At 50.0% G+C, this 25941-nt stretch carries 30 protein-coding genes, 1 tRNA gene and 3 pseudogenes; 9 read left to right on the top strand and 25 right to left on the bottom strand.

Features of this window, described 5'->3' with window-relative positions; translation table 11 throughout:
- Window positions 1-31: 31 nt before the first annotated feature.
- From ACQE3Y_RS04865 to cspE, 3 genes are all read right to left on the bottom strand, one after another.
- Window positions 32-823: a deaminated glutathione amidase gene (locus ACQE3Y_RS04865; RefSeq protein WP_426980994.1), complete on the bottom strand. Its 792-nt coding sequence runs from the start codon at window positions 821-823 to the stop codon at window positions 32-34.
- A gap of 45 nt (window positions 824-868) precedes the next feature.
- The gene (locus tag ACQE3Y_RS04860; protein WP_250652096.1) at window positions 869-1294 is read right to left on the bottom strand and encodes a GNAT family N-acetyltransferase; all 426 of its coding nucleotides are present in this window, start codon (window positions 1292-1294) and stop codon (window positions 869-871) included.
- Between the two features lie 340 nt (window positions 1295-1634).
- Entirely contained in the window at window positions 1635-1844 is a 210-nt protein-coding gene (cspE, locus tag ACQE3Y_RS04855; protein ID WP_038627478.1) for a transcription antiterminator/RNA stability regulator CspE, read from the bottom strand.
- Window positions 1845-3169: 1325 nt separating this feature from the next.
- Here cspE and ACQE3Y_RS04850 point away from each other — a divergent pair.
- A complete protein-coding gene (locus tag ACQE3Y_RS04850) occupies window positions 3170-3415 on the top strand; it encodes a hypothetical protein (protein WP_426974082.1) in 246 nt (81 codons plus the stop codon).
- An 87-nt stretch (window positions 3416-3502) separates the two neighbouring features.
- On the opposite strand, the gene gntT is transcribed toward ACQE3Y_RS04850, so the two are convergent.
- Window positions 3503-4819, bottom strand: coding sequence for a gluconate transporter (gntT, locus tag ACQE3Y_RS04845; protein ID WP_085067644.1), 1317 nt, complete (start codon window positions 4817-4819; stop codon window positions 3503-3505).
- A gap of 243 nt (window positions 4820-5062) precedes the next feature.
- Between gntT and ACQE3Y_RS04840 the strand changes: the two genes are divergently transcribed.
- Window positions 5063-6253: an iron-containing alcohol dehydrogenase gene (locus ACQE3Y_RS04840; RefSeq protein ID WP_426980993.1), complete on the top strand. Its 1191-nt coding sequence runs from the start codon at window positions 5063-5065 to the stop codon at window positions 6251-6253.
- Here ACQE3Y_RS04840 and ACQE3Y_RS04835 read toward each other — a convergent pair.
- Window positions 6250-7071 carry a Cof-type HAD-IIB family hydrolase gene (locus tag ACQE3Y_RS04835; protein WP_250652094.1) on the bottom strand — a complete coding sequence of 274 codons (822 nt, stop codon included), beginning with the start codon at window positions 7069-7071 and terminating at the stop codon, window positions 6250-6252. The genes ACQE3Y_RS04840 and ACQE3Y_RS04835 overlap by 4 nt on opposite strands.
- A gap of 111 nt (window positions 7072-7182) precedes the next feature.
- Window positions 7183-7650, bottom strand: coding sequence for a hypothetical protein (locus ACQE3Y_RS04830; RefSeq protein WP_426981198.1), 468 nt, complete (start codon window positions 7648-7650; stop codon window positions 7183-7185).
- A gap of 556 nt (window positions 7651-8206) precedes the next feature.
- Here ACQE3Y_RS04830 and ACQE3Y_RS04825 point away from each other — a divergent pair.
- Window positions 8207-9381 (top strand): IS3 family transposase gene (locus tag ACQE3Y_RS04825; RefSeq protein ID WP_426980991.1). Its coding sequence is split into 2 segments (ribosomal slippage): window positions 8207-8444 and window positions 8444-9381, totalling 1176 coding nucleotides; the frame shifts between segments, so codons are not numbered across the junction.
- A 79-nt stretch (window positions 9382-9460) separates the two neighbouring features.
- Here ACQE3Y_RS04825 and ACQE3Y_RS04820 read toward each other — a convergent pair.
- The 17 genes and pseudogenes from ACQE3Y_RS04820 to ACQE3Y_RS04740 all read right to left on the bottom strand — a co-directional run bounded on the left by ACQE3Y_RS04820 (window position 9461) and on the right by ACQE3Y_RS04740 (window position 20501).
- Window positions 9461-12412, bottom strand: a complete 2952-nt coding sequence (locus ACQE3Y_RS04820) for a hypothetical protein (protein ID WP_426980990.1) — start codon at window positions 12410-12412, stop codon at window positions 9461-9463.
- Between the two features lie 152 nt (window positions 12413-12564).
- On the bottom strand, window positions 12565-13017 hold the full coding sequence (locus ACQE3Y_RS04815) for a lysis protein (protein ID WP_426974565.1): 453 nt from the start codon (window positions 13015-13017) through the stop codon (window positions 12565-12567).
- Window positions 12998-13510, bottom strand: a complete 513-nt coding sequence (locus ACQE3Y_RS04810; RefSeq protein WP_426974566.1) for a lysozyme — start codon at window positions 13508-13510, stop codon at window positions 12998-13000. The genes ACQE3Y_RS04815 and ACQE3Y_RS04810 overlap by 20 nt, the downstream gene beginning before the upstream one ends.
- A 3-nt stretch (window positions 13511-13513) precedes the next feature.
- Entirely contained in the window at window positions 13514-13759 is a 246-nt protein-coding gene (locus ACQE3Y_RS04805) for a phage holin (protein WP_426974567.1), read from the bottom strand.
- Window positions 13760-13918: 159 nt separating this feature from the next.
- Window positions 13919-14293 carry a hypothetical protein gene (locus tag ACQE3Y_RS04800; protein WP_426974568.1) on the bottom strand — a complete coding sequence of 125 codons (375 nt, stop codon included), beginning with the start codon at window positions 14291-14293 and terminating at the stop codon, window positions 13919-13921.
- A 208-nt stretch (window positions 14294-14501) separates the two neighbouring features.
- Window positions 14502-15116, bottom strand: coding sequence for a hypothetical protein (locus tag ACQE3Y_RS04795; protein WP_426974569.1), 615 nt, complete (start codon window positions 15114-15116; stop codon window positions 14502-14504).
- Window positions 15106-15231 carry a YlcG family protein gene (locus ACQE3Y_RS04790; RefSeq protein ID WP_426974570.1) on the bottom strand — a complete coding sequence of 42 codons (126 nt, stop codon included), beginning with the start codon at window positions 15229-15231 and terminating at the stop codon, window positions 15106-15108. Before ACQE3Y_RS04790 ends, ACQE3Y_RS04795 begins: the two co-directional genes overlap by 11 nt.
- Before the next feature lie 157 nt (window positions 15232-15388).
- Window positions 15389-15631: a recombination protein NinG gene (locus ACQE3Y_RS04785; protein ID WP_426974571.1), complete on the bottom strand. Its 243-nt coding sequence runs from the start codon at window positions 15629-15631 to the stop codon at window positions 15389-15391.
- Between the two features lie 228 nt (window positions 15632-15859).
- Window positions 15860-16000, bottom strand: a complete 141-nt coding sequence (locus ACQE3Y_RS04780) for a hypothetical protein (RefSeq protein ID WP_426974572.1) — start codon at window positions 15998-16000, stop codon at window positions 15860-15862.
- Window positions 15997-16548 carry a phage N-6-adenine-methyltransferase gene (locus ACQE3Y_RS04775; protein ID WP_426974573.1) on the bottom strand — a complete coding sequence of 184 codons (552 nt, stop codon included), beginning with the start codon at window positions 16546-16548 and terminating at the stop codon, window positions 15997-15999. The genes ACQE3Y_RS04780 and ACQE3Y_RS04775 overlap by 4 nt, the downstream gene beginning before the upstream one ends.
- A gap of 186 nt (window positions 16549-16734) precedes the next feature.
- Window positions 16735-17191, bottom strand: a pseudogene (locus ACQE3Y_RS04770) (YbcN family protein).
- Window positions 17157-17354, bottom strand: coding sequence for a protein NinD (ninD, locus tag ACQE3Y_RS04765; protein WP_426980989.1), 198 nt, complete (start codon window positions 17352-17354; stop codon window positions 17157-17159). The pseudogene ACQE3Y_RS04770 and the gene ninD overlap by 35 nt, the downstream one beginning before the upstream one ends.
- Before the next feature lies 1 nt (window position 17355).
- Window positions 17356-17538, bottom strand: a complete 183-nt coding sequence (locus ACQE3Y_RS04760; protein WP_426980988.1) for a hypothetical protein — start codon at window positions 17536-17538, stop codon at window positions 17356-17358.
- Window positions 17535-18884 (bottom strand): replicative DNA helicase, encoded by a 1350-nt coding sequence (locus ACQE3Y_RS04755; protein WP_426974575.1) that lies wholly within the window; start codon window positions 18882-18884, stop codon window positions 17535-17537. Before ACQE3Y_RS04755 ends, ACQE3Y_RS04760 begins: the two co-directional genes overlap by 4 nt.
- Before the next feature lies 1 nt (window position 18885).
- Window positions 18886-19677: a replication protein gene (locus tag ACQE3Y_RS04750; protein WP_426974576.1), complete on the bottom strand. Its 792-nt coding sequence runs from the start codon at window positions 19675-19677 to the stop codon at window positions 18886-18888.
- Between the two features lie 234 nt (window positions 19678-19911).
- A pseudogene (locus tag ACQE3Y_RS04745) lies at window positions 19912-20189 on the bottom strand (CII family transcriptional regulator).
- 126 nt (window positions 20190-20315) lie between these two features.
- Entirely contained in the window at window positions 20316-20501 is a 186-nt protein-coding gene (locus ACQE3Y_RS04740; protein ID WP_426974577.1) for a Cro/CI family transcriptional regulator, read from the bottom strand.
- A gap of 80 nt (window positions 20502-20581) precedes the next feature.
- Between ACQE3Y_RS04740 and ACQE3Y_RS04735 the strand changes: the two genes are divergently transcribed.
- The 3 genes from ACQE3Y_RS04735 to ACQE3Y_RS04725 all read left to right on the top strand — a co-directional run bounded on the left by ACQE3Y_RS04735 (window position 20582) and on the right by ACQE3Y_RS04725 (window position 22167).
- Window positions 20582-21235 (top strand): LexA family protein, encoded by a 654-nt coding sequence (locus ACQE3Y_RS04735; protein WP_426974578.1) that lies wholly within the window; start codon window positions 20582-20584, stop codon window positions 21233-21235.
- 350 nt (window positions 21236-21585) lie between these two features.
- Window positions 21586-21855 (top strand): hypothetical protein, encoded by a 270-nt coding sequence (locus ACQE3Y_RS04730; protein WP_426974579.1) that lies wholly within the window; start codon window positions 21586-21588, stop codon window positions 21853-21855.
- A gap of 3 nt (window positions 21856-21858) precedes the next feature.
- Entirely contained in the window at window positions 21859-22167 is a 309-nt protein-coding gene (locus ACQE3Y_RS04725) for a hypothetical protein (protein ID WP_426974580.1), read from the top strand.
- 34 nt (window positions 22168-22201) lie between these two features.
- Here ACQE3Y_RS04725 and ACQE3Y_RS04720 read toward each other — a convergent pair.
- Window positions 22202-23339 (bottom strand): annotated as a pseudogene (locus tag ACQE3Y_RS04720) (IS3 family transposase).
- 54 nt (window positions 23340-23393) lie between these two features.
- On the opposite strand from ACQE3Y_RS04720, the gene ACQE3Y_RS04715 reads away from it, so the two are divergent.
- The gene (locus ACQE3Y_RS04715; RefSeq protein ID WP_426981184.1) at window positions 23394-24542 is read left to right on the top strand and encodes a site-specific integrase; all 1149 of its coding nucleotides are present in this window, start codon (window positions 23394-23396) and stop codon (window positions 24540-24542) included.
- Between the two features lie 18 nt (window positions 24543-24560).
- Here the strand turns inward: ACQE3Y_RS04715 and ACQE3Y_RS04710 are convergent.
- Window positions 24561-24637 (bottom strand) — tRNA-Arg (locus ACQE3Y_RS04710).
- 181 nt (window positions 24638-24818) lie between these two features.
- On the opposite strand from ACQE3Y_RS04710, the gene folD reads away from it, so the two are divergent.
- Window positions 24819-25685: a bifunctional methylenetetrahydrofolate dehydrogenase/methenyltetrahydrofolate cyclohydrolase FolD gene (gene folD, locus ACQE3Y_RS04705; RefSeq protein WP_250652090.1), complete on the top strand. Its 867-nt coding sequence runs from the start codon at window positions 24819-24821 to the stop codon at window positions 25683-25685.
- Window positions 25685-25897: a ribosome-associated protein YbcJ gene (ybcJ, locus tag ACQE3Y_RS04700; protein ID WP_426974582.1), complete on the top strand. Its 213-nt coding sequence runs from the start codon at window positions 25685-25687 to the stop codon at window positions 25895-25897. Before folD ends, ybcJ begins: the two co-directional genes overlap by 1 nt.
- Window positions 25898-25941: the final 44 nt, after the last annotated feature.

The raw sequence follows: 25941 nt of genomic DNA, 5'->3' as shown, positions 1-25941 counted from the left end.
CAGCTCCGGCTCGCCTGAGCGATATCAGGCGTCAGGCATTCAGTTCGGGGCGGCTAAAGCGACGATTGGCTAAAACCGGCAGCCTTTCGCGGGCGCTTTTAACGCGCTGCGCATCCAGTTCGGCAAATACCAGCGCCGGGTTTTCCGCAGCGCGGGCAATGGCGACGCCCAGCGGATCGACAATCAGGCTGCTGCCGATATTACGTGGTCCGCATTCGCCTACCGCAATCACATAACAGGTATTTTCCAGCGCCCTTGCGGTAACCAGCACGTCCCAGTGCATCTCTTTTAGCGGCCCTCTGACCCACGCCGATGGCAGTACCAGCACATCGGCACCATCCAGCGCCAGGCGACGTGCCAGCTCCGGGAAACGGATATCGTAACAGGTCATCATGCCGACTTTCATTTCGCCCACTTTCAGCAAAGGCGGAACAGCCAGGCCAGCGGTGACGTGCTGTGATTCCTGCATCGCGAATGCATCGTAAAGATGCAGCTTATCGTAGCGTGCAACAATTTCCCCGCCGCGCAGAGCCACCTGTGCGTTAATCGCCCGCTGTGAGCCATCAGGGACATAGAGGGTCAATATCGTCGTTAGCGTGCTTTCACGGCTGGCAGCCAGCAACTGAGTCAGAAAAGGGCCATCCAGCGGCTGTGCCTCTCTTACCGCCAGCCCTGGGTCCTGGATATCGGTCGCTAATACCGCTTCAGGCAGCACCAGCAATGCAGCGTCTGCCTGCTGCGCCTGCTGCATCAGCTCAATACAGGTATGCGCATTTTGCTGCCATTCACGCACGACAGCAAACTGCCCCATAGCGACTTTCATCTTTTTCCCTCCCTTACGCTGACCCGCTGTCAGAACCATGATCTCTTACGCCAGCCGTTTGATACGGTAGCAGGGCGATTCACTATAGCCTTCACGCGCATAAAACTGGTTAGCTTTGATACGCGCCTCATGGCAATGCACCTCCATGCGATCGCAGCCCCGTTCACGCGCCAGCTGTTCAGCATGCTGTAGCAAATGCTGCCCGACGCCCTTGCTACGCTCACCGTCGGCAATACAGAAATAGCTGATACGAGCAAAGTCACCGGCCAGCGCCAGCTGTGGAATAAAATGCAGTGATAAAAAGCCCAGCACGGTTTGCCTGTCCTCGGCCACCATCAACATCTCATCGGGATGGTCAATCAACTGCTGTAAGCGGTGGTTCATCAGGCCTTCGGTGCCACCGTAGCCTAATTCATGCAGTAAAGAGATTAAGGCGAAACTGTCTTTAGTTTGAGCTGGCCTGATGTTCATTGCGGCTCCTTCAGATACGCTTACCGCGTTGGGGTTACCTGTTTATAGCTGTAGTTAAGGCAGGGAAGCAAGCGGATACCGCAGGTAAAACATAACTCCCGCTTTTTATGTGCGGTCACGCAATAATTAATGTTTCCTTAACCTTGCGACGGCACACTGAGGGAAGATTTTACGGGAAGGAGTAATAATGAAAAATTTGATGCCGCGTAGCCTGTCTGAACTCTTTGCTCTGACGTTAAGCTGCGTTTCGCTGATTGGTTTTATCGGTTTATATCTCTACCGCTGACTCAGGCAAAAAAAACCCGCCAGCAGGCGGGTTTTTAAAATTCTGACTGTTAACTTACAGAGCGATAACGTTAGCAGCAGATGGGCCTTTTGCGCCGTCAGTGATTTCAAACTCAACGCGCTGACCTTCGGCCAGGGTTTTGAAACCATTGCTCTGGATAGCAGAGAAGTGTACGAATACGTCTTTGCTGCCATCTTCCGGAGTAATGAAGCCGAATCCTTTGGACTCATTAAACCACTTAACGTTACCTTTGATCTTGGACATCTATATTACCTTTACATGAAAAATGGACACTAAACTGTGTCGGGGTTAAGTACAGCAATTGCCGCGCCTTTTGTCCAGTGCGTCGTGAAGAAAAAGTGATAAATATCGCCTTTTTTTCGTATGTGACTACTTTGTAGAAGTCATTAAATACCACAGAGAATCGTCTTTCCAGAGCAGTCGCCTTCACCTCTTCATCTCAACAAATCATAACCCAATGATTTAATTAAGATAAATTTTGTTATTGATCTGCTCTCTAAAAAAATGCGGTAAAAACGGATGTTTTCCAGCGTCTCAACCTTTGCGGCGAAAAATTACCATGCCAGACGATAACAACATTGAGCAAAAGATAAACAGCATTTTTTATCGCCGTAAAGTTATCCCACACCCATCTCATTTAGTCTGGCTTTAGCTTTTAACAGCAGGCCTCTTGTGCATCAAGGTAATATCAGAGGTAGCACGCATCACACTCTTTCCTTTTTCTAATGAGAAAGGAATATCTACAGGTTAAAAATTGCTCTATTATTGAGAAAAATCATTGAAATCAGCTTTTTCTTATCTTTATAGCCTGGTCCAGTGAAAAGCATGCTTTAAATTTACTTACTTTTCATTTATTTAGCGCGTGATCATAACAACCTTAAACAGATTAAGTAAATTTATAGATCTTTCATGTGTTTTTGCTAAGATATTTCACGCCGCGAAATCAGCAGTAAGGAAGATAAGGATGGTCATGAAAGTACGATGTACCGCCTGTGGCAGCAAAAGGTTTCGCTATACTACCGGGGACCAAAAAGGGAAATTTCACCACGGCGCGGTATGTGCTTATTGCTTTAAACCTTTTACCGTACAGGATGTATTACCCCATACAGAAATAGATCCTATTGCCCATTGCCTTATCAGGCAGCGCAATAGCCGACTCAGGCCTTAGAAAAGCGGCACCTGCCTGAGGTGCCGCCAGTTAAACTAAAACAGAATCTTGAATACGCCGGTAAGCGTTAGTAACCCAACGATAAAGATAATTGCAATAATCCAAAGTATAATCTTCATTCTATTCTCCCTGTAGACGACTATGGCGATGAGTCGATAAGTAAAGTGCGCTGCGGTCAGTTATCAAGAAAACCTGAGCGCCATTTGGTCAACAACCGCAACGTTATCTGTCGCTTAAGTATAGTTAAGGATTGGGATTTTGCATTTTGCGAGCCCGGTCGCGCTCTTCACTTTTCCCCTGCCCTGCCGCTTCGCTCTGTGCATTAAAGAACGCTAAACTTAAGGCGGGTATCAACCCGGTGTCTTAGTGACTTTTTGTCAGCCTGTAAAAAGGAGGCCTTATGAGTACGATTGATACCAATATGGGCAGATATTGTCTGAAGGCGAACCATGCCGGTAATCATATCAAGGGGACGATTGCCATCAACGATGAGGGCGGCGACCAGCTCTCTTTACAGGAGTTTGATGAGCACTATCTGGATGATGTGGTTAATAACGTTATCTATCCGGTCACCGGCGGCAATCGTGAAATTACGCGGGCGCTGCGCGAGCAAATGATAAAAGCGGGTTTTAATCAGCCGCATTAAATGACCAGGGACCCCGCAGGATGCCCTGGCGCTTGATGCTTCGGGCAGCAGCGCAACCGGGAATATCAGCGTCGCTGCTGCCTTAGCTTAGATAAGAGCAGAGAGCAGCAAACACCCCACCAGCCCGCAAACCGAAATAATGGTCTCCAGCGCTGACCATGATCGCATGGTTTCACCAATGGTCAGGTTAAAATACTCTTTGAACAGCCAGAAGCCAGGATCGTTAACGTGCGAGAAAATAACGCTGCCTGCTCCCACGGCGATCACCATCAGCTCAGGGCTGGCACCGGAAGTGGCAATCAGCGGCGCGACGATACCACCCGCGGTAATGGCGGCAACGGTTGCCGATCCCAGCGCAATACGCAGTACGGCGGCAATCGACCAGGCCATAAAAATAGGCGACAGGTTAGTAGCATGCATCAGACCGGCAATATATTTGTCCACGCCGCTGTCCACTAACACCTGTTTAAAGGCGCCGCCGCCGCCGATAATCAGCAACATCATGGCAATAATCTTGATGGAATCAGTCAGCGTATCCATCACCTCTTCCATACTACGGCCACGATTAAGGCCAAAGGTAAAAATACCAATCAGTACCGCTATCAGGGTTGCCATTACCGGATCGCCAAAGAACTCCGCCCAGGGCAGCAACGGGTTATCTTTCGGCAGAACCATTTCCGCTACGGCACGTAAAGCCATCAGCACAACCGGTACCAGCGCGGTCCAGACGCTGACGCCAAAGCCTGGCATTTCCTCTTCGCTAAAGGTTTTCGGGTTGTAAAGCCCTTCCGGAATAGGCTTATCAATGTTTTTCAGAAAGCGCGCATAAACCGGCCCCGCCAGTATTACCGTCGGAATCGCCAGCAGCGTACCGAACAACAGCGTTTTCCCCATATCGGCGTTAAACAGCGTGGCAATAGCGGTCGGACCCGGGTGCGGCGGCAGGAAGCCATGCGTTACGGATAAAGCGGTGGCCATTGGTACGCCAACGTAGAGCAGCGGCACGCGCGCCGAGGCTGCAATGCTGAACACCAGCGGCAGCATCAACACAAACCCCACTTCATAAAACAGAGCAAAACCCACGGTAAAGCCGGTTAATACCACGGCCCACTGAATATGACGGTGGCCAAATTTAGCAATCAGCGTAGTGGCGATCCGCTGCGCCCCGCCACAGTCCGCCAGAAGCTTCCCTAACATTGCGCCGAATCCCATGATCAGCGCCAGGCTGCCAAGTGTGCTGCCAACGCCAGCTTTAATGGAGGCGATCACTTTATCGACCGGCATTCCCTGCATTATTCCCACCACCAGCGCAACCAAAATAAGCGCAATAAATCCATTAAGCTTGAAGCGAATCATTAGCAGGAGCAGCAGCGCGACTCCAACCGCAACGATAACTAATGGCATAATTTTTCTCCGGTGAATGGCCGCCAGGAATAACGGCCGACTTTATCATTGTGGGTCACGACAGGAATAAACTGAGTGACATGCTTAGCAGCAAGTGAAAGCGTTGCCGTATTGTTACCGATAACATGGTAGCGGTAACAAATTGTCACTGGAATCAGAGCCGCAGGTAGAATTATTGATTTGCGAAGATGATCAACTTTTTACCGCCATGTTAACGTTTATAAGCTATCCATAGCGGAGCGGTTGACTGTTAAACTCACCTCTCCTTACCAAACCGTGGCGGGAGTAAACGTGTTGACCAGCCAGACGATCACTAACCGACAAACTTTTTTTGGCCGGGGCAGCCTGCAACAGCTGCTACCGCTACTTCAGCAAACACCGCAAGCGACACTCCTGTTTTGCAGCCGCTCTTTCCTTAACAGCTCGCACTACGCTGCTATCAGTCCGGCGCTTAAGCCGTTGCTTATCGGCTATGAAGTCGTTACTCATGAAGCCTCGCCGGATAATATTGACCACTGGGTCGCGCGCTGGCGCGGCAAGGTTGAACGCGTGGTGGCAATTGGCGGCGGCAGCGTTCTGGATGCGGCCAAAGCCTTCGCCGCCATGAGCCAGCACCCGCTTAACACGTTGCGCTATCTGGAAAAAACAGGCGATACGCCGGTCAGCGGCGAAACGCTGCCATTAATTGCCGTTCCAGCTACGGCGGGCACCGGGAGCGAAGTGACGCAAAATGCGGTAGTCACCGACCAGAGCGATAACAAGGTTAAGGCTTCATTACGTCACGCTAATTTTGTGCCGCAGGTTGCCATTCTTGATGCTGATTTACTCGACGGCGCGCCCGATAAGGTCCTCGCCTGCTGCGCCATCGATGCCTTTACTCATCTGTTTGAAGCCTGGCTTTCAGCCAAAGGGAATATGTTCACCCGGCAAACCGCGCTTAACGGTATGCGTCAGTTTATTAAGGGCTGGCCGGATCTTAATCGTCAGGATGAACGCGGAGCCGAAGCGCGCGAGGCGATGTTGATGGCGTCGTGGCTGGGAGGGTTAAGCCTGAGCATGGCCGGGTTAGGCGTTATCCACGGTATTGCGGGCGAGCTGGGCGCTATCAAAGCCTGGCATCACGGTGAAGTCTGTGGCCGCCTGCTGTTGCCCTTTTTAGCGCTGCTGGACAACAGCGAACATCCGCAGCAGCAGGCATTAATGGCCGAGCTACAGCTGGCGCTGTTTGGCGCAGCGCACCCGACGCCGGCAAGCTATCTGTCGCAGTGGCTTCAACAGCATGCGGTATTTCCTTTCTGGCAGCAACGGCTTGCGCTCAGCGCCAGCGAAGTCGAGTGGATAGTGGCGCGCGCCAACAGTAAAAATTCGCTGGTTAATTACAGCCTCGCGCAAAGGCGTTGGATGCTGGAGCAGGCGTACTGCTGTACCGACTAATCAAAGGGAGGGCGTCCGTCCAGCAGCAACTGGATAACATCCAGCACGCCTTCCTGATTATTTGACGGTGCCCGATACTTTGCTGCCGCCTTCACTCTTTCGGGCGCGTTAGCCATAGCGTAACCGAAACCGGCCTGGCTAAGCATCTCCAGATCGTTGCCGCCGTCGCCAAACGCCAGCACCTGTTGATGGGTTATTCCCCAGCGCTGCTGCAGCAGCGCCAGGCCGTGCGCTTTGTGCAAGCCGGGAATAATCAGATCAACAGAGCCATGGCCGCTGGTCACGGCGGTCGCGACGCCAGCATGATGTCGTTCAATATCTGCCATCAATACCGGAACGTACTCATCCGAGAGATTCAGCGCAAATTTAAACAGACGATCGTGAATCTCATCCAGCCGTTCTACTGGCTGGAGGCGATAACAGTAGCGGCGCATTTTTTCAATGTAGGCAGCGGGCGCCGAGGAAAAATACCAGGCGCTGTGGTAGCCGCACAGCACATAATTCAGCGCAGGGTAATTGCCGCGTGCCAGCGTATCGATAATTTTTGCCACATCGCCAGCTGGAAACTCGCCCACGAAGCGATCCTCGCCCGCCTCAACGATATAAGCGCCATTCTCTGCCACAAAGGCGAGCTCATGTGCAATGTCAGGAAAAAAGGTGCGCAACTGATAATACTGGTTGCCGCTGGCAACCACGAACCGAATTCCGCGTGCCTTAAGCTCTGCATACTGTTCGGCAAAGCGCGCACGGTTATAATTTTTCCGGTCATCAAGAAAGGTGCCATCCATATCAACAGCAATAAGTTTGATATCCGCCATTATTTTGCCTCTGCTTACGCTAACTGAGGGTGATCTTAGCTGACGATCGCTTTTGCTGCCTCCTGCAACATCTTAACGCTGGCCGCTCTTTTAACGGCTGGCTAACGCGTTTTACTTCGCCTTGATGCCTGATTTTTTCATTCTCGACAGCAGCGTGGCGCGTTTTAAGCCTAAACGGCAGGCCGCACCGCGAGGACCGGCAACCACCCCGTTAGTCTCTTTCAGCACCTGAAAAATACGTTCGCGCTCATTGAGAACGTTCATCACCGGAGGCGTTTCTTCCGGCATGTCTGTATGGATAACGGATAAGGGCCGATGCATCGAAACGGTGGCTCGGTAAAAAGGAGAAGATGAGGAAATATCAAGGATCGTTTGATTTCTGGTTCGGAGCAGCGTGTAAAAATCAACGGTGTTAACCAGAGAATATCTTAATTTTAGCCGATTAAAGATGCTCACCAGACGCTTTCTTACGAGAGCACCTGGTGATATATCATCAGGAAAGTATATCGCTGATATGTGCAGATAAATCTTCTTTTTTGATTCCAGTGAGTTCAGCCAGACTGGAAGATAATTCTTCAATACTCTTGCCTGTCGATGACGGGCAAGACGTGGCATGAGCAAAGTAAAGCCCATTATCGAAACCAATATCGAAAGTAATATGATTAAGCTGAACACGTTGCATAAACGATCCTTTTAATAACATGAAATTCAGGCTTAACGATAATTTGATAACTTATCAAAGCATCGTTTGTTCCTGATAATGCTTCATCAGGCGGTAACCATAAGGTCTCGCTAACGACGCACCAGCAAAAAAGCCTTCTGAGCAAAAAACGCACAACAGTAATAGTGTAAGTCTTATCTGCCATAAAGGCCAAATTAAATGCCCTGTTCCGGACGCTTTATGAGTCAGGTTGCAAAACAGATTCAGATGCCAGTTGCCTTGTTAGCAGGAAAAAGACGGATTTTGGTTTTTCCTCATACTGGTTGGCATCAGCGATGTCTACCAACCCTATGTAACTGCTGAATTAAATTACCCTGAACGGTAAACGAATCTGCTTATAGTTGGCTGAATGAATCGCCACAGGTTTAACAGACACCCCGGAGTCATTTAAGATGACTTAAAAGAGAGGTGCTCATGAGCGGTAAACGTTATCCCGAAGCGTTTAAAATTGAAGCGGTAAAACAGGTTGTTGATCGTGGTTATTCTGTTTCCAGCGTTGCAACACGTCTCGATATCACTACCCACAGCCTTTATGCCTGGATAAAGAAGTATGGACCGGACTCTTCCACCAACAAAGAACAGTCAGATGCTCAGGCTGAGATCCGCCGACTCCAGAAGGAGCTGAAGCGGGTTACTGACGAACGGGACATATTAAAAAAAGCCGCGGCGTACTTCGCAAAGCTGTCCGACTGAGGTACGCCTTTATCCGTGACAACACCTGTTGCTGGCCTGTTCGTCTGCTCTGTCGGGTGCTGAATGTTCATCCGAGTGGGTTTTACGCCTGGCTTCAGCAGCCGCATTCACCACAGCATCAGGCGGCTCTCAGGCTGACAGGACAAATCAAACAGTTCTGGCTGGAGTCCGGTTGCGTTTATGGCTATCGCAAGATCCATCTCGACCTGAAAGATAGCGGGCAACAGTGCGGGATTAACCGGGTCTGGCGGCTGAAGCGTGCCGGGATAAAGGCTCAGGTCGGGTATCGAAGCCCACGAGCGCATAAAGGTGAAGCCAGTATCGTGGCACCCAACAGACTCCAGCGTCAGTTCAACCCGGAAGCACCGAATGAACGTTGGGTAACGGACATAACTTACATCCGAACTCACGAAGGGTGGCTGTATCTGGCCGTAGTTGTTGACCTGTTCTCGCGCAAAGTTATTGGCTGGTCAATGCAACCCTGGATGACAAAGGATATTGTTCTGAATGCACTGCTGATGGCTGTATGGCGGCGTAATCCCCAAAAACAGGTGCTGGTTCATTCTGATCAAGGGAGTCAGTACACAAGCCATGAGTGGCAGTCGTTCCTGAAATCACACGGACTGGAGGGGAGTATGAGCCGTCGTGGTAACTGTCACGATAATGCGGTTGCAGAAAGCTTTTTCCAGTTACTGAAACGCGAGCGGATAAAGAAAAAGATCTACGGAACGCGGGAAGAAGCCCGCAGCGATATTTTTGATTACATCGAAATGTTTTATAACAGTAAGCGTCGACATGGGTCGAATGATCAGATGCCACCGACGGAATATGAAAATCAGTATTATCAACGGCTCAGAAGTGTCTGGATTATCCGTGGTGATTCATGCCCCTTGTAATGATCACTAAATAAAGTGAGGTTGGCTTAGGCGGCCAGCGGACACCTAAGCCAACTTTCTCAAGCGTTTTCTTAACCGCTTATGCACTGAACCTGTAAGTCACCCATGTAGAACCGTTCCAGATGGCACCCTGCGGATTGGTAGGAACCAGCTCCGTATGATAAGTCAGGCGCTCGCCCAGATAAGGCTGGTATTGTTTACTGATATTAGCGCTCAGATTCATCTCTTTAGCAGCACTTCCAAATAACTTTTTACCCATCCCATAATGGTTGACACCTTCCAGACGTAAAGGCCCTTCCACCGTAGAACCGGAGAGAATTAACGGTGCATCTTCACTGTCATCACGGACATTGCGGAAGGTCAGCCCCCAGGCTTTTGTATTCGCGGTACCGCCCTGTATAAGCGGAATCTTCCGCACATCATTGCCAATAACCTGCACGTTATCCAGAGTCATTTCCCCATTACCCCATGTCTGAATCAGTGAAGTCATCAGCCCAGTTGTAAGCGGTTTTTCATCGGTTTCGTATTCCACAAAACGAATGGTAAGATTACGAAGCTGGGTATTATTACCAACGTCATTAATCACGGGCGCGGTAAAATCGGCTTTAACAAGGATAGTATCGCCATCACTGACAATGCCGCGAACATTTGATGTAGATACACCGGTAGAAAAATATAGAGGATTTAGCTTATTCGTATCAGGATAGGCACCAGCCTGATTTTTAGGCCACGCATGGAATGTGTTATCACGAGAATGAACTAAGGCATAGGTATTTTTCGAACTCAGCGAAACAGCACCATATAGGCGGTTACCTGAAAAAAGAAAATACCCACGGCCGTCAATAGCAACAACGCCCGAGCCACTCCCGCTGACCTGGTTATCACCAAACACAATCGCAAAAACCTCTTCTTTATTCAGGTTAAGGAAAGTGTTGTTACAGATACGAGCTGAATCCTGACCACGAATAACCATGCCCGCAGATTCACTGTTTTTCGTTACGAGGATCGTATTGTTGGTAAAACTCAAGCCAGCGGACTTGCGGTTTGGTGCGACGCGGTTAAGGATATCTGCTGTACCATCTGCTACAAGCACACATGAATCAATTGTTACGCCTGTAATCGCAGCCGAAATTAGTGCTCCACCTTTTGCAGTAAAAGTACATCCATGAGCTGTCAGACCTGCTTTGTCTGTGGATGCGCCACTGTATCCCAATTGTTCAGCTTTAATGTATTCGGGCCTTGGATCGAAATCTTTTGCGCTCAGAATAGCCGTAATGGATGCAAAACCAAGCTGAGGGTTACGCATCAGTCCGGCAGCTGGATCGCAGATGCCAAAAGAACCTGTACAGCCATGAAGACGCATACGACTATTAGATGATTGGAAAGGGATATAGCAATCACGCACTTGAACGTTATAAAGCGTCACTTCAACTTTATTTTCGGCCTTAATACCCAGGGTATATCCTTCTACCTGGCAATTCATGATGGCATTGCCAGAAGCAATATGATCGGTGCTTAAAATTGATTCATTTTTTTTATGGAGATTAAATAGGATCTGTGGGACATATTTTTGGAAAGCAAGGCTATCATTAGACCACACTGTCTCATGGTCAATGGGATACTCATTCCAGATACCAATATAACCACAAATACCACCTTTGGTCTGGATTCCCTTGGACGTCGTATAATCGGCTTCAAAACGTCGGGTATTACGTACGGTTGTACCATCAACAACCATTCCATAGCATGAGCTGGCAAAAATAAAGCCACCGGTATGATCCGCGTCTTCGGCCCCTGTAGCTGAAGCAACGACCTGGTTAGCACTAATATTTTCACCAAGACAGCCCTGAATACGTGGGCGATAGCATTTTAGCAGGCGGATGCCATTGCCGTAGTTATTTTTGAATTTGCAGTCAACAAGCTGGAAATAGACAGCGTATTGAACATCCATAAGACGCGCGCCATTTCCCCAGGGCTTTGCATGGTTAACACCTGGATTTTCTGCCGTGCCGCCCTGATATGACTGCTTACTGTAATCAAATTCCAGCCCTTTAATGGTAAACGGTGGAAATGGACAATTGGTGTCAGTCGGGCTAAATACACCTTCAGAAGCGTCATTGTCTTTAACTTTTGCCACTGCACCTGAACCTGAGCCAAAGAACAGGAAGTGTCTCATCTCGTTATACCAGCCGTTGTTTACCGCTCTGGTAACGTTGGTCAGTGAGCCCTGGGAAGGAAAATCATTTGTTCCCTTAGTACGACCATATTTTAGTGCCGGCAGGTAATAACCCTCTTCAGATTTCACTGATGTTTCTGCTGCCACCCATAATGATAAGGCATCTTTACTGTTAAACAAAGCAACCAATCCTTTAACAACCTGCGTACCTTGATCGCCAGCTTTGGTTGTATATTTGATTGTCTGATCAGCGACAATAAAGCTAAACACCGTGCCTGTAGGATAAACACCGTTAGTAGCCAACTGAGAATTAGGAGTAATGGTTACGAAGGCTGGGTCTGGACTGTCATATTCTGGCGCTTTGTCCTCTGGCACCAGAACGCAGCCATAAGCATCAATGACACAACCGGGGTCTTCTGGTTTTGCTACCAATAAAATTCGAGCTGTTCCAGTATCAGCCGTTCCGACCTTTCGGGACTCTTCAAATCCACTGCCAATATTTACCTTCCCAACAGGCATTTTAATGGTTCTTCCTGTTGAAAGGCCATACTGCCAAGCTTGAATCAGCTTTTCACGGCAATCTGTCTTGCCATCTGCAATTACCCCAAACCATGAAGCCTGTACATCGCCGTCAAACTGGCGCTTCAGTCGGCTTCCATTGTTTGTAACTAAGGTGATTACACCATCATCGGGAGTGTTATCATCAGCAGGATCATATTTAAAAAAGCCACCATTAAAGAATACAATGACGCCAGGCTCAGGTGTCATTGCTTTAATTTCTTCGATTGTTTCAGCAACGCTGTAACCAGCATTTGAAGGGCCTGTTGCGACTGCCTGTGTATTTTCTGAAGCCATATAGCATTCCTTATCAAGTTGGAACTACAGGTGAGTCAATCCAAGGATTGAACAGTAAAATCGTATATATAAAAGATCACTGATAAAGCCGATGGGTAATACATTCAATATGGTAAAGCAAAGAAGATAGTTTATTAGCCTTTTATTTAAGCCTATTTGAAGCACTGCTCACGCACGAAGGCTTGCAGCCCCGTTAGTTGTTTGGTAACGGTTTCAATTCGGCTTCTGAGAGTGAAATAATCCCGCTCAGCGGCGTCAGTAAGTCCGGGGCTGGCTGCATCATCCATGCCGGTGGCGGCGATGGGGAATTGTTTCTGGCAGGTGGCGTTGAGCTGCAACCGACGGCGGCCAGAGTCAACATCCCGATGCAGATCGCTAATGGTTTTTTGCGCATCCGCTAACTCCTTTGTGTACTTCTGGTCGAGGGCCGCAACACTTTTCTGTCTGCGTTGCAGATCATTGATAGTTTCCTGCCTCTGTTCCGCCAGACTAGCAGCGCTTGCATATTTTGTGTGGTAGTGATGAGCAATCGAGCCGAATATCACCACACAGGCAGCAAGAAGTAACCATAACAGGGAACGCCAGTTATTTGTCAGCCAGATCATCAGCACTCCCCGCCAGGCATATTGAACGCTCCATGTCGCGGCGGTTCATCAGGCCGCGCCACTTCACCCCGCCTGCGTATACCCAGCGGCGCAACTCTTCACAGGCGCCATCAACATCGCCGGCGTTGAGCTTCTTCAGCAATGTCGATTTGGAAAATGCACCGATGCCAACGTTATAGGTGAAGCTGTAGATGGCAGCACGCTGATATTCGCCGAGAGAAACTTTCATCAGCGGATCGACCTGAGCCTTTACCAGACTCACGCGGTTCCACAGCAGGCGGTTGCATTCCTTATCGGAGTAGCGCTTGCCTGGAATTACTCCGGCGCCGGTAATGCCGTCACAAACTGTCCACACTCCCCCAACGTCTTTATAGGGGTCGTATACACGCCCTTCCACGCCATCCTTACCACCGAGGAAAACGGTAGTAATCAGCATCGCTCCGCCGCCAGCTGCGGCCAGCAATTTGTTACGCAGGCTGTTTGACATAGCCATATGCTAATCCTCATTCAGTTCCTGCTGCGTGGGCCAGCGCTGGAGAGCCTGAATCTGCGCCAGAGTGCGTTTACGTTTGTAGTACCAGTTAATAGCGAATGTGAATAAAGCCACAATGATGCCTGCGATAACGCCCACGGCGCTCCACTCGTCAGGGCTGAGCTGGGTCAACAGGCCGTTGGCTACTGCCCCAGCAGATGCGCCGTAAGCTGCGCCTGATGCCAGTTTGCTCATATGGTTGATACTCATTACCACCTCCGCAAAAACGGTCGGTGCTGTGTGTCGTTGTTGAAAGGGATAAAGTGCGCATCGGCGACGAAGCGTCAGAATGAAGGTTGAAGTGTATCGCCGTGCGCAAAAGAAAAAGGCCCACCGAAGTGAGCCTTGTGTAAAGTAACATGAGATGCGCTATGGATTTTTCCTTAGGTTTTGCAAAACATTCTTGATGCACAGCGGCATCATTCTTTCCCTAAAAAAACCTCTAGCTTCTGAGTATGGTGTGGTCATTTCTCCGACCATCTTCCTGAAACCTTCACCACCCTCGATAGAAACCTTTATAAATTCATTTTCGTCGATTGAGTAATCGGAAAGTACATGCCCATCTGATTTAAATGTCTTAATTTCTTCGTTAACTATCTGCTGGACATTTTCTTTTGTAGAGGCTGACCTGTCAGTAATTCTCCACTCCATTTCGCATAACTCACCCGCTGATTTTTCCGGTTCAGATAGAGCAGCAAAGGATGAAGTAGATGTCAGCAAAATGAGAATGCCGATAAATTTCATAATTCCTCCGTGAAAAGAGAAATTATAACTTTCAGATTGTAATAAAAACAGCCCTGCTTAATGTCAGGACTCTGGAGCTTTAAAACAAAAAGCCCCGACATTGCTGTCAGGGCTTAAATCCTTTTGCTCAACTACTTTTGTTACGAGCATATCAGAAATTTAGCAGTTTTATTTCGCGTTTTCAAGTTATTTTTGCAACTCATCCGGTTTAGGCAGCAATCTTCTGCTTGTTAGCATCAAGTTCGCGCATTACCGAGTGAAAGACACTAGCCTCAAGTAATTCACGACACCACCTGATGCGTCGCCATGCTGATTCAGGCGAGATACCGGTGAGCCGAGACAACTCAACAGCAATGTCTTGCGCGCATTTGCGCTCGCAGTAGTATTTAATGGCTACATGACGAATCGGGTTATCGGGTGCGAATGTGCTGCAGATGACAGATTCAACCAGGTCAGCATCTTCCTGCTCGTTGGCGCGGTCGAGGAGATTGCTTACTGAGTTCTGCGGGTTAATGAGCTGCTTCGCTTTGATGAACAGCTCATCTCCGCGATATCCCTGCTTATGCAGATTGTTTACCACGTCCATAATCCGCTCTGATTCTCTGTCGTTCCACTCCTGCCGTATCATCAGCCTGCCGATAACGCTGCACTTCCCTGAATCTGGCCCCACATGGCCGCCGTACTTCTCGCCCCATACATCAAGCAGGCAACGCACCCATGCGGATTGCAAAGGAGTTATGAGCTTTACGGGCTTGAGGTAACGCTTCTTCAGGTCGGATTTGCGCATCACCTGAGCTAACTGGGTCAGTGCTTCAGCCTGCATGTTTCGCCTCCATGATTTTTGCTGTGTTGCGCAATATGCGGTAATTGATTTCATACATGCCGCGCATTTTCATGATGCGAAGCTTCAGCCACTTCTCTTTGAGGTATTCGGTCATGAACTGCCTCTCGTTAGTAATTTAATCATTTGATAGCGACGCATGAAGCTGATAGCGCGCCACTTCACAGAGATCGCTCTGTCATCCCGCTTTATTCTCCAGGCTGCCCATGCCAGCACTGCCGCCATAACAACCGGATAGATAAAAAGCATCCATTTCATGCTGCCTCTCTTTGCTTACTCAGCTCTCTGGTTTTCTGTCGATAAAGCGCGGTCAATTCTTGCAACTCCTGCCGCGTCCACTTCTTCAGCTCATGCGGCCCCATCAGACGATCGAAGGCTTCCTGACCTACCTTCTCAATGAGCCGCGGCTTGTACTCTCCGATATTCCCGGACAGGCGGGATCGCTTTGTAGGCTGGAAGATAAGGTTATCTATCGCTTTCTGAGTTAGTGACCTCATCTTGCGCGGCTCTCCATGAATCTTGCTCTGCTGTCCATATAGCGAAGCTGGTCAACGCTGAATCCCATATGCTCGCTGATTATCTGAAAGCTCAGTCCCTGCTGGCGAAGCCTCTTAACTCGGCTGCACTGTTCAGGTGTATGGCGTGTGTATCCGCTCATGATTCACTCCTGCGATTGGTTACGTTTTGCCAGTAGCGGCTCATTACTGCATCAGGAACGCGTAGTTTTATCTGCCCCGGTACGCCCAGTTCTGAACCCCTTTAACGGGCCGCCGCAACTGTCGGGCAATAACATCAACCGGCACTTTTCCGGCAACCCGCCGGATGTATGCTGCGTCGTCAGCGCTGAACGGTGTTCGTTTGTTCATGCTGCACTCCTGATTGATGCCAAATGCTTGCCATACACCATTAACTCGTTGTGGTCGACATAACTCGTCATTGCTTTACGCCGATGTAATGGGTTCCAGATAAGAAGCATTGACCCTTTGTTGTTCCCGTTTACTGGTTTGCCCGTGTCTGCCCTGACAAAGGAAATCCGCCCACCGGTAATAAACCTAACTTCCGTTACTTCTTTCAGCGCCTCTTTAAACCAACCTACAGAGGTATCCGCTGGCACAAGCATCACTACGCCATGACTTCCTTCTGGAAGCGCGTTGGCTTTCTGTACCCACGGGCCGATATCGTTGTACGGCGGGTTGCACCAGAGATATCCATCTGGAAGCATTTCCCAGTTCGTTTCCGGCGCAAGAGCATCATCCGCCTCGGTCAGGTAAACCGGGTGTCGGTGGTTGGCATCACTTGCCGCAATGTCCGCCACGAAGTGAAACTCTCTGTCCAGAGCCAGAAATAGATCCACCGGCGTTTGCCAAAAGTCTTGAATGTCTGGCGGTGTGTTACTGCCTGTATAATCTGTCATGCTGCGCTCCTGTCCTCAGCGTTTACGCCCCCTGCTGGGCTGTCGTGTACATGGGATAACGTGTCGGGTCATATGGGTCCACTTCCATCTCTGCCGCGCTGCGCTGATATACGCAGTGAGGTTTCTGACAGACGTGAGCAAGCCACACAGCCTCATCAATGGCTGCGCCTATATCGGTGAAAAAGGTCATTGGTTTTGCTTGTCTCGTAGCTTCGCGTATTCGCTGTCGTCGGGAACAGTCAGGCTGCAACCAATATTCAGCGCCCAGCCTTTAACCTGCGTCAGGTAGAAATGTATATCACCGGTAGCGAGGTCTGAGGTGTGCCGTAGCGAACGGGTAGTGGTTTTCTCCCCCCGTTACCACATCAACCATCTCCCGCTCTTCGTAGCCGAGATAGGTGTGTTTCATGGCGTCTTTTACCCATTCAGGAGACGCAAAAGGCTTACCGCGCCGGATGAGGAAGGCGCCGATTTCTGCGTACCACATATGAGATAAAGCGTTCTGGGAGAGGCTGCGTTTGTCGCGCCAGGGTTTAATCGTGAGTCTGTAGCATTCGCCGGATTCGAGCAGAGGCTGAAGCTGTTGCCCGATGGCGTTGAAGTTTGATTTATGGAGGCGTAAGCCGTCCTTCGGTATCTCCATCTCTCCTCCGGTGCTCATCTTTTTCCGGGATCGGGAATTGACCCACTGGCGATGCCTCACATCGAATGCACCACTTATGCCACCAGGGCAGGTCTTCGCGGAATCTGTCTGCTGGTTTGGGTATCTGGCATCTGTCGCAGCAGTACAGATGTTGGTTTGTCATATCACTCTCCTTCCTGATGCTTGCCGGGCGCCTTCTCTTGCTGCTCAAGCACTGGCAGCGCTATCTCAAGGGCTTGCATGTAGAGTTCTTCTCTAATGCTCAGACCAACCTTTGGGTTTGCCTGGTGTTCTTTGAGGTGCCCCATGTGACGACGTGCAATATCAGCGGTTAGCTTGTTTATCATTTGCCTCCGTAGCGCCAGCCGTTGGCTGGCTGCTCTTTGTTCTGGTTTTCGGCGTACTGCCTGGCTGCAGCCTGCTGGTCGATGTTAACGAAGTGACCACTCTTCCAGCCCATATAGAACGTCTGCGGCTGGCCTGAGCGGTATTTCCCGATGATGATTTCAGCAATGCCTTTCAGGTCGCTGTTATCGTGATAAACCTCATCCCGGTATGGGAAGATAATCACGTCGGCATCCTTCTCAATTGAGCTGGAGCCAGCCAGGTCGCCCATGTTTGGCCGCTTGTCGCCGCGTCCGTCAACGTTGCGGTTAAGCTGAGCCAGCAGGATTACCGGCACTTTGTTGCGCAGGCAGAACTGCTTAAGCTTGCGGGTGACTTCGGCGATAGCCAGGTCGGGCCGGTCAGCCTTTGGCATATCAATCAGGGTCAGGTAGTCGATAGCAAGGAAGCTAAGTCCGCCATCCATGTTCATCCGCTCAGCCTGAGCAATGATTTCGTCGATGGTGAATGAGCCAGCCAGAACGTAGTTATCTTCATCCAGAAGCGTTCCGGTCGCCGTGGTAAGCCGCGTGTAATCTTCCTGAACCATCCCAAGCGGGTTACGCAGTGTGGTGATTGACAGGCCGCCACGGTCAGCGATATGGCGCTCAACAACCTGCGTTTCTGACATCTCCATAGACATCAGCAATCCCCGCCCTTTCTGGCGCCCAATCGAGTTAGCGATGTTGATTGCCAGCTCGGTTTTACCCATGCCAGGACGACCGGCGATGATGATGAGGTCTGTGCGGTCAAAACCACCGTAAGCGTCATCGATCGCCTCAATGCCCGTCTGCAGGTACAGCCCTGACTCAGAGCCTCTCATGCGCTCTTCCAGCACATTCAGGTAGTCGGGTATCAAATCGCCAATACGGCGCGGGAGTTTATCGTTGGTCTCAAACTGTAGTTTTGACAGGATGCCGGTTACTTCTGCAATCCGATCGTTGATGTCGTGGGCGCTGATGCTTCGCAGCGTCTCAACCGCTTTCAGCAACTCGGCTTCACCACGCCTAACCATCCAGCACTGCCGCACCCGCTTCGCCCAGGCTTTGATGTTTGCTGCTGAACTGCAGCGCTTCACCACGTCCAGCACGAAGTCTTTGCTCTCCTGCGGAACGCCATCCTGAACTGAGAACATATCGATTGGCTCAGCTTTCTCCAGCAGGCTGCAGATGACCTTGTACATGCTGCGCAGGTGGTGGTTAGCGAACGCATCAACCGGCAGCTTTCCGGCGATTTCACGGCAATCCACGTGATCGCCTTTCACCATGAGAGCCCCAATCAATTGCTCTTCAAAATCGTAGCTCTCCATGTCACTGCTCCTGGCTGATGATTTCGTCGATTTTCTTCTGGGTCAGCGCCGTGTCGATTCCGTATCGCTTGCCAGCAGGGTTGGCACCGCATGCCCAATCAGTTGGCTTGTAGCCAAATTCGATGTAGCCGTTGATAAACACGTCAATCTGCTGTGCAGGTCGGCCAGTTTCTTTGCAGTGCTTCAGGTGGGAGTCGTACAGGCGTTTGATGCCCTTTTCTGTCGTGTCACTGATGCTCAAAATTTTTGGCAGGCCGAATGATTCCGCTTTCCGGTTCCATGTGTCTTTCAGGCGGTCACGGTCGAAGTGGTATTTACTGACTACCTGACGCTTTGGTTTTTCTTTAGGAACCGAACGATTCCCTTCTGGGGATATAGGGGTTTCTTTTTTCTTTAAAGAGTTTCTTTTGTGTGTCTCTAGATTCGAGACTTCATTTGTCTCTAAGTTAGAGACTTTATTTGTCTCTGCTTTAGAGACAAGGTTGCTAACCTGGTGACTCTTGCTGAAACGCCATGCTGAAACCTCCTTGTTGATGCCGATTTGACTGCCTTCTCTGAACAGACAATTCATTTCCAGCAACTCCTTTTTCGCCTTGTTAACGTTCTGGCGGGAGATACCGGTGATGGATGCGATCTGCTCATCAGCAATGCGGTCTGACTTCTTGTTGAAGCCATATGTCTTACGCATGTAGGCGAGCATTATCTTCAACTGGCGAGCGGTCAAATCAGCGCTGGCAATGGTCTCCAGAAGCTCGTTAGCGACTTTGGTATACCCATCATCGATATCGGCCACTCTGTGCTCCATGCCCTCCGTAGAAGGGCGGTAGTCTGCTAGTCTTGCTAAGTTACTCAATTGCCCTTCCCCTTCGCTTTGTGGTCTTGCCGCATGCCTTTCAGCTTCTCAACAACGACCGGATTGGTAGAGCAGATGAAGTCGAGACGAGCAAGGTTTTTGTGGGTCAGGTAGTTCCCTTAAATGTGCTTTCGTGTCATAATTACCTTGTTGAAATTAGCTACTTTCAATGAATTAAGCCTCAAGTCTGTTCGCGCAGTTTTGAGGTTTTTCTTTTTTCAGTAATCTAGCCACTTGCTTAGCCAGATTCGCCATCTCATCGTCTTCCACGCCCCATTCAAGAATCGCCAGCAACGTCGCCATCTTGGGGAGCATGCTGCTCTTCCACCTGGTTATCTGAGACTCTTCAACGCCAAGCTCGTTAGCTATCTTTCTCTGTCTGCGAATTGCGATACGGTTGAAAATATTCTTGTAATTTCATTGGCTTTCTTGCGTGTGCTTGTAATTTCCATTACATAGACTTCCTTTGTTAGTTAATTGGTTACATGAGCAAACCGTGGGATTTGCCACAAATGTGCTCCGGCATTTCGGCTGGAGCGGCGCAGGTTTTTAAAGAACGGTGTTACAAAAGGTGTTACTTATGCAGCAGGGCGATAGATAGTGCCCTGATACTTCAGAACGCCAGCGGTGACGATTTCCAATCGGTAGGAGTCTTTCTCAGGAATAACTTCCTTCCACTGAGATACAGCGGCATCGGTTAAACCTAATGCCTTGGCTACCGCGCGCTGTGTTCCGAAGTAGTCTATTACATCTTTCTTGTACATGGACTTGCCCGAAATTAAAGAACACTTAAATTATCTATCTAAAGGAAACTTAAGTCAACCGGATTTAAGATATCTTAATTATGAATATGCAAACGATCGGTGATCGCATACGTGCGAGACGCAAAGAGCTAAGGTTGACGCAAAAGGATTTAGCATCCAGAGTTGGTGTATCTCATGTCGCTATCTCTCAATGGGAGAAGGATGAGACCGCACCACGGGGTGATAACCTGCTTCGCCTGTCGGACGCGCTGGGGTGCGCACCTTCTTACCTGCATAACGGAGATGATTCCGAAAGCAATGTCGCCCCTGCAACGGTGGACTTCCGCGCAGTGCCTATCATCAGTTACGTACAAGCTGGATACTGGACGGCGGAATGTACTATTCGTTCTATAGAGGGAGATATAGAGTTTCTGCATACTAATATGGACTTATCAGACTCAGCATTTACCTTGATAATCAAGGGCGACTCAATGAAGCCGGAATTCCGTGAAGGGGATGCGATAGTAATTGATCCTGAAGTGGCTCCTTTGCCAGGTGATTTCGTCGTGGCAAAAAACGGCGAAGAGGAAGCTCTCTTTAAAAAATATCGCCCAAGGGGCGTCATTGATGGTCAGGACGTTTTCGAGCTGGTCCCGCTAAATGAAGACTATCCCACTATGCGCTCTGATCAGGTGCCTATAAGGATAATCGGCACGATGGTTGAGCATCGAAGATACAGAAAAAGAAGATCGTGATCACAAATCCAACCCGCCATCGTGCGGGTTTTTTATTATCCCTCCTTAAATCCCATATCTTTAAGTCATTGATTATCATCTGACACTTAAAATAATTAAAGTTTCTTTAAAATCATTCTTGATCTTAAATTTAAGTTATCTTAAATTAAATACCATCAGCAGGACGCACTAGCCAACAGGATGTTGGATCGCTCTTTAACATTGATGAAGTTTGTCTCCGCAGAAATGCGGGGAACCAAAGAGAAGTTGGCTTTGGGATGTGGTAGCGCAGTGGCAGACGCGGGCATAACAGCCGTACCTCTGGTTCGATTCCAGACCACATCACCTAAGCCAATTACCAGAGGTACACCATGACAGTAGTCATCACCATTCTGGCTTCCGATAACGCCAGAAATCGTCGTAGAGCACGCCGTGCAGAGATGCAGGCACAACGTCAGGCAGATGAGCATCTGGCTCGTAAAATCGCTGTAGCCGCTTCTGGATGCAGCACAAAGGTAGTGAAAGCAACCACTCTGCCGAGTCTTCGCGATCGGAATGAAGGCGGTGCTGTATGTCTGCCGGCTGTGGCTATCTACAGTGCGGGCTTCCGTCAAGCAAAAGATATCGTAACGGCGAGGTAATGGATGAGTAAGCGACTGGAGATTTTGAAAGCCTCTCTCGCTAAGAAAGAGACTCGATTTGATGAACGACTTCAGAAACATTTTGAAACAGTCGCGATGACAAATGGACAGCCGCTGAACGATAAGCGCAATGGCCGCGCAACGCTAAGCAAGTGGGATAAACAGAGCGACGTACTGAGGGCGCTACAGGACAGCATTATGAGAACTAAGAATGCTACCGAACGAGAGGAAAAAAACATCGCTAATGCCTGTCTCGTTGACCTCCCGGCGTACATTCAGCAGGCGATAGAAGATGGACTGATAACTCAGTAGCGAAAGCATCCGCGATTCTTTTTTGTGGTTGGAGTCAACAGCGCTCGCATCGGTCTTCCGATTCGTCTGGTGATAACCCACAGTTATATTCATGCGGCCTGAGTACGCTGTAATACCCAACGATATAATTCGTTATTGCGCGGGCTGCGTCACTGAAGCTCATGTAACCCGTCACTGGCATCCATTCGTTCTTCAGGCTCCTGAAGAAGCGCTCCATTGGACTGTTATCCTAGCAGTTTCCACGCCGACTCATACTCTGCCTGATCCGGTATCGCCACAGTAACTGCCGGAACTGCCTGCTCGTATAATGACTGCCCTGGTCGCTGTGGAACATCACTCCGACGGGCTTACCGCGAGTTTCCCATGCCATTTCCAGCGCTTTCATGGTGAGTCTGCTGTCCGGCGAGAACGACATTGCCCAGCCCACTGGTTTTCTTGCCAACAGGTCGAGAATAACGGCGAGGTACGCCCATCGCTTGCCTGTCCAGATATAGGTCACATCACCGCACCTGGTTTGGCCCTGTTACGGCAAACTGTCGTTCAAGATGATTCGGGATAGCAACGTGCTCATGACCGCCACGTTTATACCGGTGAGTCGGCTGCTGGCAACTGACCAGCCCCAACTCTTTCATGAGCCTGCCAGCAAGCCAGCGCCCATCTGGTAGTATCTCTGGGTTGCCATTGTGGCGATACTTCTTGCGCCGGCAGAGCCATGGATGATGTTATGCAGCTCCAGAACCTGACTGCGTAATACAGCCCGCCTGCCGTCTGGCTTTTCAGGGCGGTTTTTCCAGGATTTGTAGCTGCTGCGATGCCCCCCGAACACGTGGCAGAGTATGGCCACAGGCTACTGCGCTCTGAGTTTCCCGATTAACGAGAACTGTTCAGGGAGTCTGACATCAAGAGCGCAGTAGCCTTTTTTAATATTCTGTTTCCATTTCAATGCGTTGTAGCTTTTGCTTCAGCTCGCGTATTTCGATCTATTCCGGGGTAATAGGGGAGGCTTTTGGTGTTTTATCCTGCCGCTCATCACACAACTGCTTCACCCATCGCGTCATTGTGGACAGACCAAAATTCATAGCGCTGGCAGCATCTGCAACCGTATAGTTTTGGTCAAAAATCAGTTGAGCGGATTCATGTTTGAACTCTGCGCTGAAATTTCTTCTTTTCATTGGGACACCTGTAATGTTCTGAGGTGAGCATATCACCTCTGTTCAGGTGCCCAAATTCACTATGCCACTACATACGGGAGTTACACGACGCCGGGCGGCAAGCGAATTAAGGAATCTCTTGGCACAGAGGACCGAAAGCAAGCACAGGAGCTGCACGACCGCCGGAAGGCTGAACTGTGGCGAATAGAGCGTCTCGGTGACTTTCCTGACGTCACATTCGAAGAAGCCTGCATGCGCTGGCTGGAAGAGAAAGCGCACAAGAAATCTCTGGATGCAGATAAGGGCCGGATTGGATTCTGGCTCATGCATTTTGAAGGTGTTTTTCTGAAGGATATCAGCGAGGCGAAAATTTACGCTGCGGTCAGCAGGATGACCAACCGAAAAGCAGCGGAAAGATGGAAGCAGCGTGCTGCATCGATGCAGAAGAAAGGAATCGATATTGGGATGTATAAGCCGGAGCCGGTATCCACATCGACGAAGGCCAAGCATCTGGCGTTGATGAAGGCGCTGATGCGTGCAGCTGAAAGGGAATGGAAGTGGATCGAGAAGTCACCTGTTATCAAGGTGCCGCAGGAAAGAAATAAGCGGGTACGGTGGCTCGAACCCGCTGAAGCAAAGCGGCTAATTGATGAATGTCCTGAGCCGCTCAAGTCTACCGTAGAGTTTGCACTGGCGACAGGGCTGCGCCGGTCGAACATCGTCAATCTGAAATGGCAGCAGATTGACATGCAGCGCAAGGTGGCATGGATATACCCGGAGGAAAGCAAGTCAGGCAGAGCAATTGGCGTTGCATTGAATGACACAGCCTGCGCCGTTCTGAAGCGGCAGCTTGGCAAGCATCACAACTGGGTGTTCGTACACACCGAAGCTGTGAAGCGGAATGACGGAACGACAACGGCCAGCGTCAGAAAAATGCGCGTCGATTCAAACACTGCATGGCGGGCAGCGTTAAAAAGAGCCGGCGTTGAGGACTTTCGATTTCATGACCTTCGACACACCTGGGCAAGCTGGCTCATTCAGTCAGGAGTTCCGCTATCCGCGCTGCAGGAAATGGGTGGCTGGGAAAGCATCGAGATGGTGCAGCGTTATGCACATCTGGCGCCTAACCATTTAACGGAGCATGCGAGGCAAATTGACGCGATTTTTGGAAGTCGTGTCCCAAATCTGTCCCACGTTGAAAATCTGAAAGCTAGAGGCGAGTGATAAGTGGTTGATATTTAATGGCACGCCCTACAGGATTCGAACCTGTGACCTACGGCTTAGAAGGCCGGTGCTCTATCCAGCTGAGCTAAGGGCGCATTGATGCGTTGCGTCGAATTATACGGCGCAAAGACAACGAGTCAACGTTTTTGCAGCCGTGTCGTTCCCATCGCCGAAGATGTAACCAGCCAGCGTGATTCAGGGACTGACAGCAGCCTGTGCTTCTGACAAAATATGCCCCATTCCCCGATTCACTCAAACAGATGGATTTCTTCACTGATGGCAGCAAAAATTATCGACGGTAAAACGATTGCGCAGCAGGTGCGCCTTGAAGTTGCCGAAAAAGTGAAACAGCGTCTGGCGCACGGAAAACGCGCGCCGGGTCTGGCCGTGGTATTGGTGGGAGAAGATCCCGCTTCTCAGATCTATGTTGGCAGCAAGCGCCGCGCCTGCGAAGAAGTCGGTTTTATCTCTCGCTCTTACGATCTGCCCGTCACCACCAGCGAAACTGAGCTGCTGGCGCTGATTGACGCCCTGAATAATGACCACGAGATCGACGGTATTCTGGTGCAGCTGCCGCTGCCTGCGGGTATTGATAACGTCAAGGTGCTGGAACGCATTGCCCCGGATAAAGACGTAGATGGTTTTCACCCGTATAACGTAGGCCGCCTGTGCCAGCGCGCTCCGCTGCTGCGTCCCTGCACGCCGCGCGGCATTATCACGTTGCTGGAGCGTTATAACATTGAAACCAACGGCCTGAATGCAGTAGTGGTTGGCGCATCGAATATCGTTGGACGTCCGATGAGCCTTGAACTGCTGCTGGCAGGCTGCACGACCACCGTTACGCATCGCTTTACCAAAGATCTGCGTCATCATATTCAATACGCCGATCTGTTGGTGGTCGCCGTCGGTAAGCCGGGCTTTATTCCTGGTGAATGGATTAAGCCGGGCGCCATTGTGATTGATGTGGGCATTAACCGTTTAGAAAGCGGCAAAGTAGTGGGCGATGTCGATTTCGAGGGCGCGGCCGAACGTGCATCCTGGATTACCCCGGTGCCAGGCGGCGTTGGACCGATGACGGTGGCAACGCTGATCCAAAATACGCTGCAGGCGTGCGAAGACTATCACGATAAAGGAGCCGTATAATGGCGACATTTTCCCTGGGTAAACATGCGCATGTGGATTTATGCGACCTGCTGAAGCTTGAAGGCTGGGTAGAGAGCGGCGCAGTGGCCAAAAACCTGATTGCCGACGGACTGGTTACCGTTGATGGCCAGGTTGAAACCCGTAAACGCTGCAAGATTGTGGCGGGACAAACGGTTGAGTTTGAGGGTCAGCGCGTAACAGTAACGGCCTGATGCCGCTGAGGCGATGAGATCGCCACTGTTGAATGTGAAACAGC

It is taken from the genome of Pantoea sp. FN0305 (assembly GCF_050113845.1).
Taxonomy (GTDB): Bacteria; Pseudomonadota; Gammaproteobacteria; order Enterobacterales; family Enterobacteriaceae; genus Mixta; species Mixta alhagi.
The sequence above is the reverse complement of the archived record's forward strand: the minus strand, read 5'-3'. Positions and strand labels throughout refer to the sequence as shown.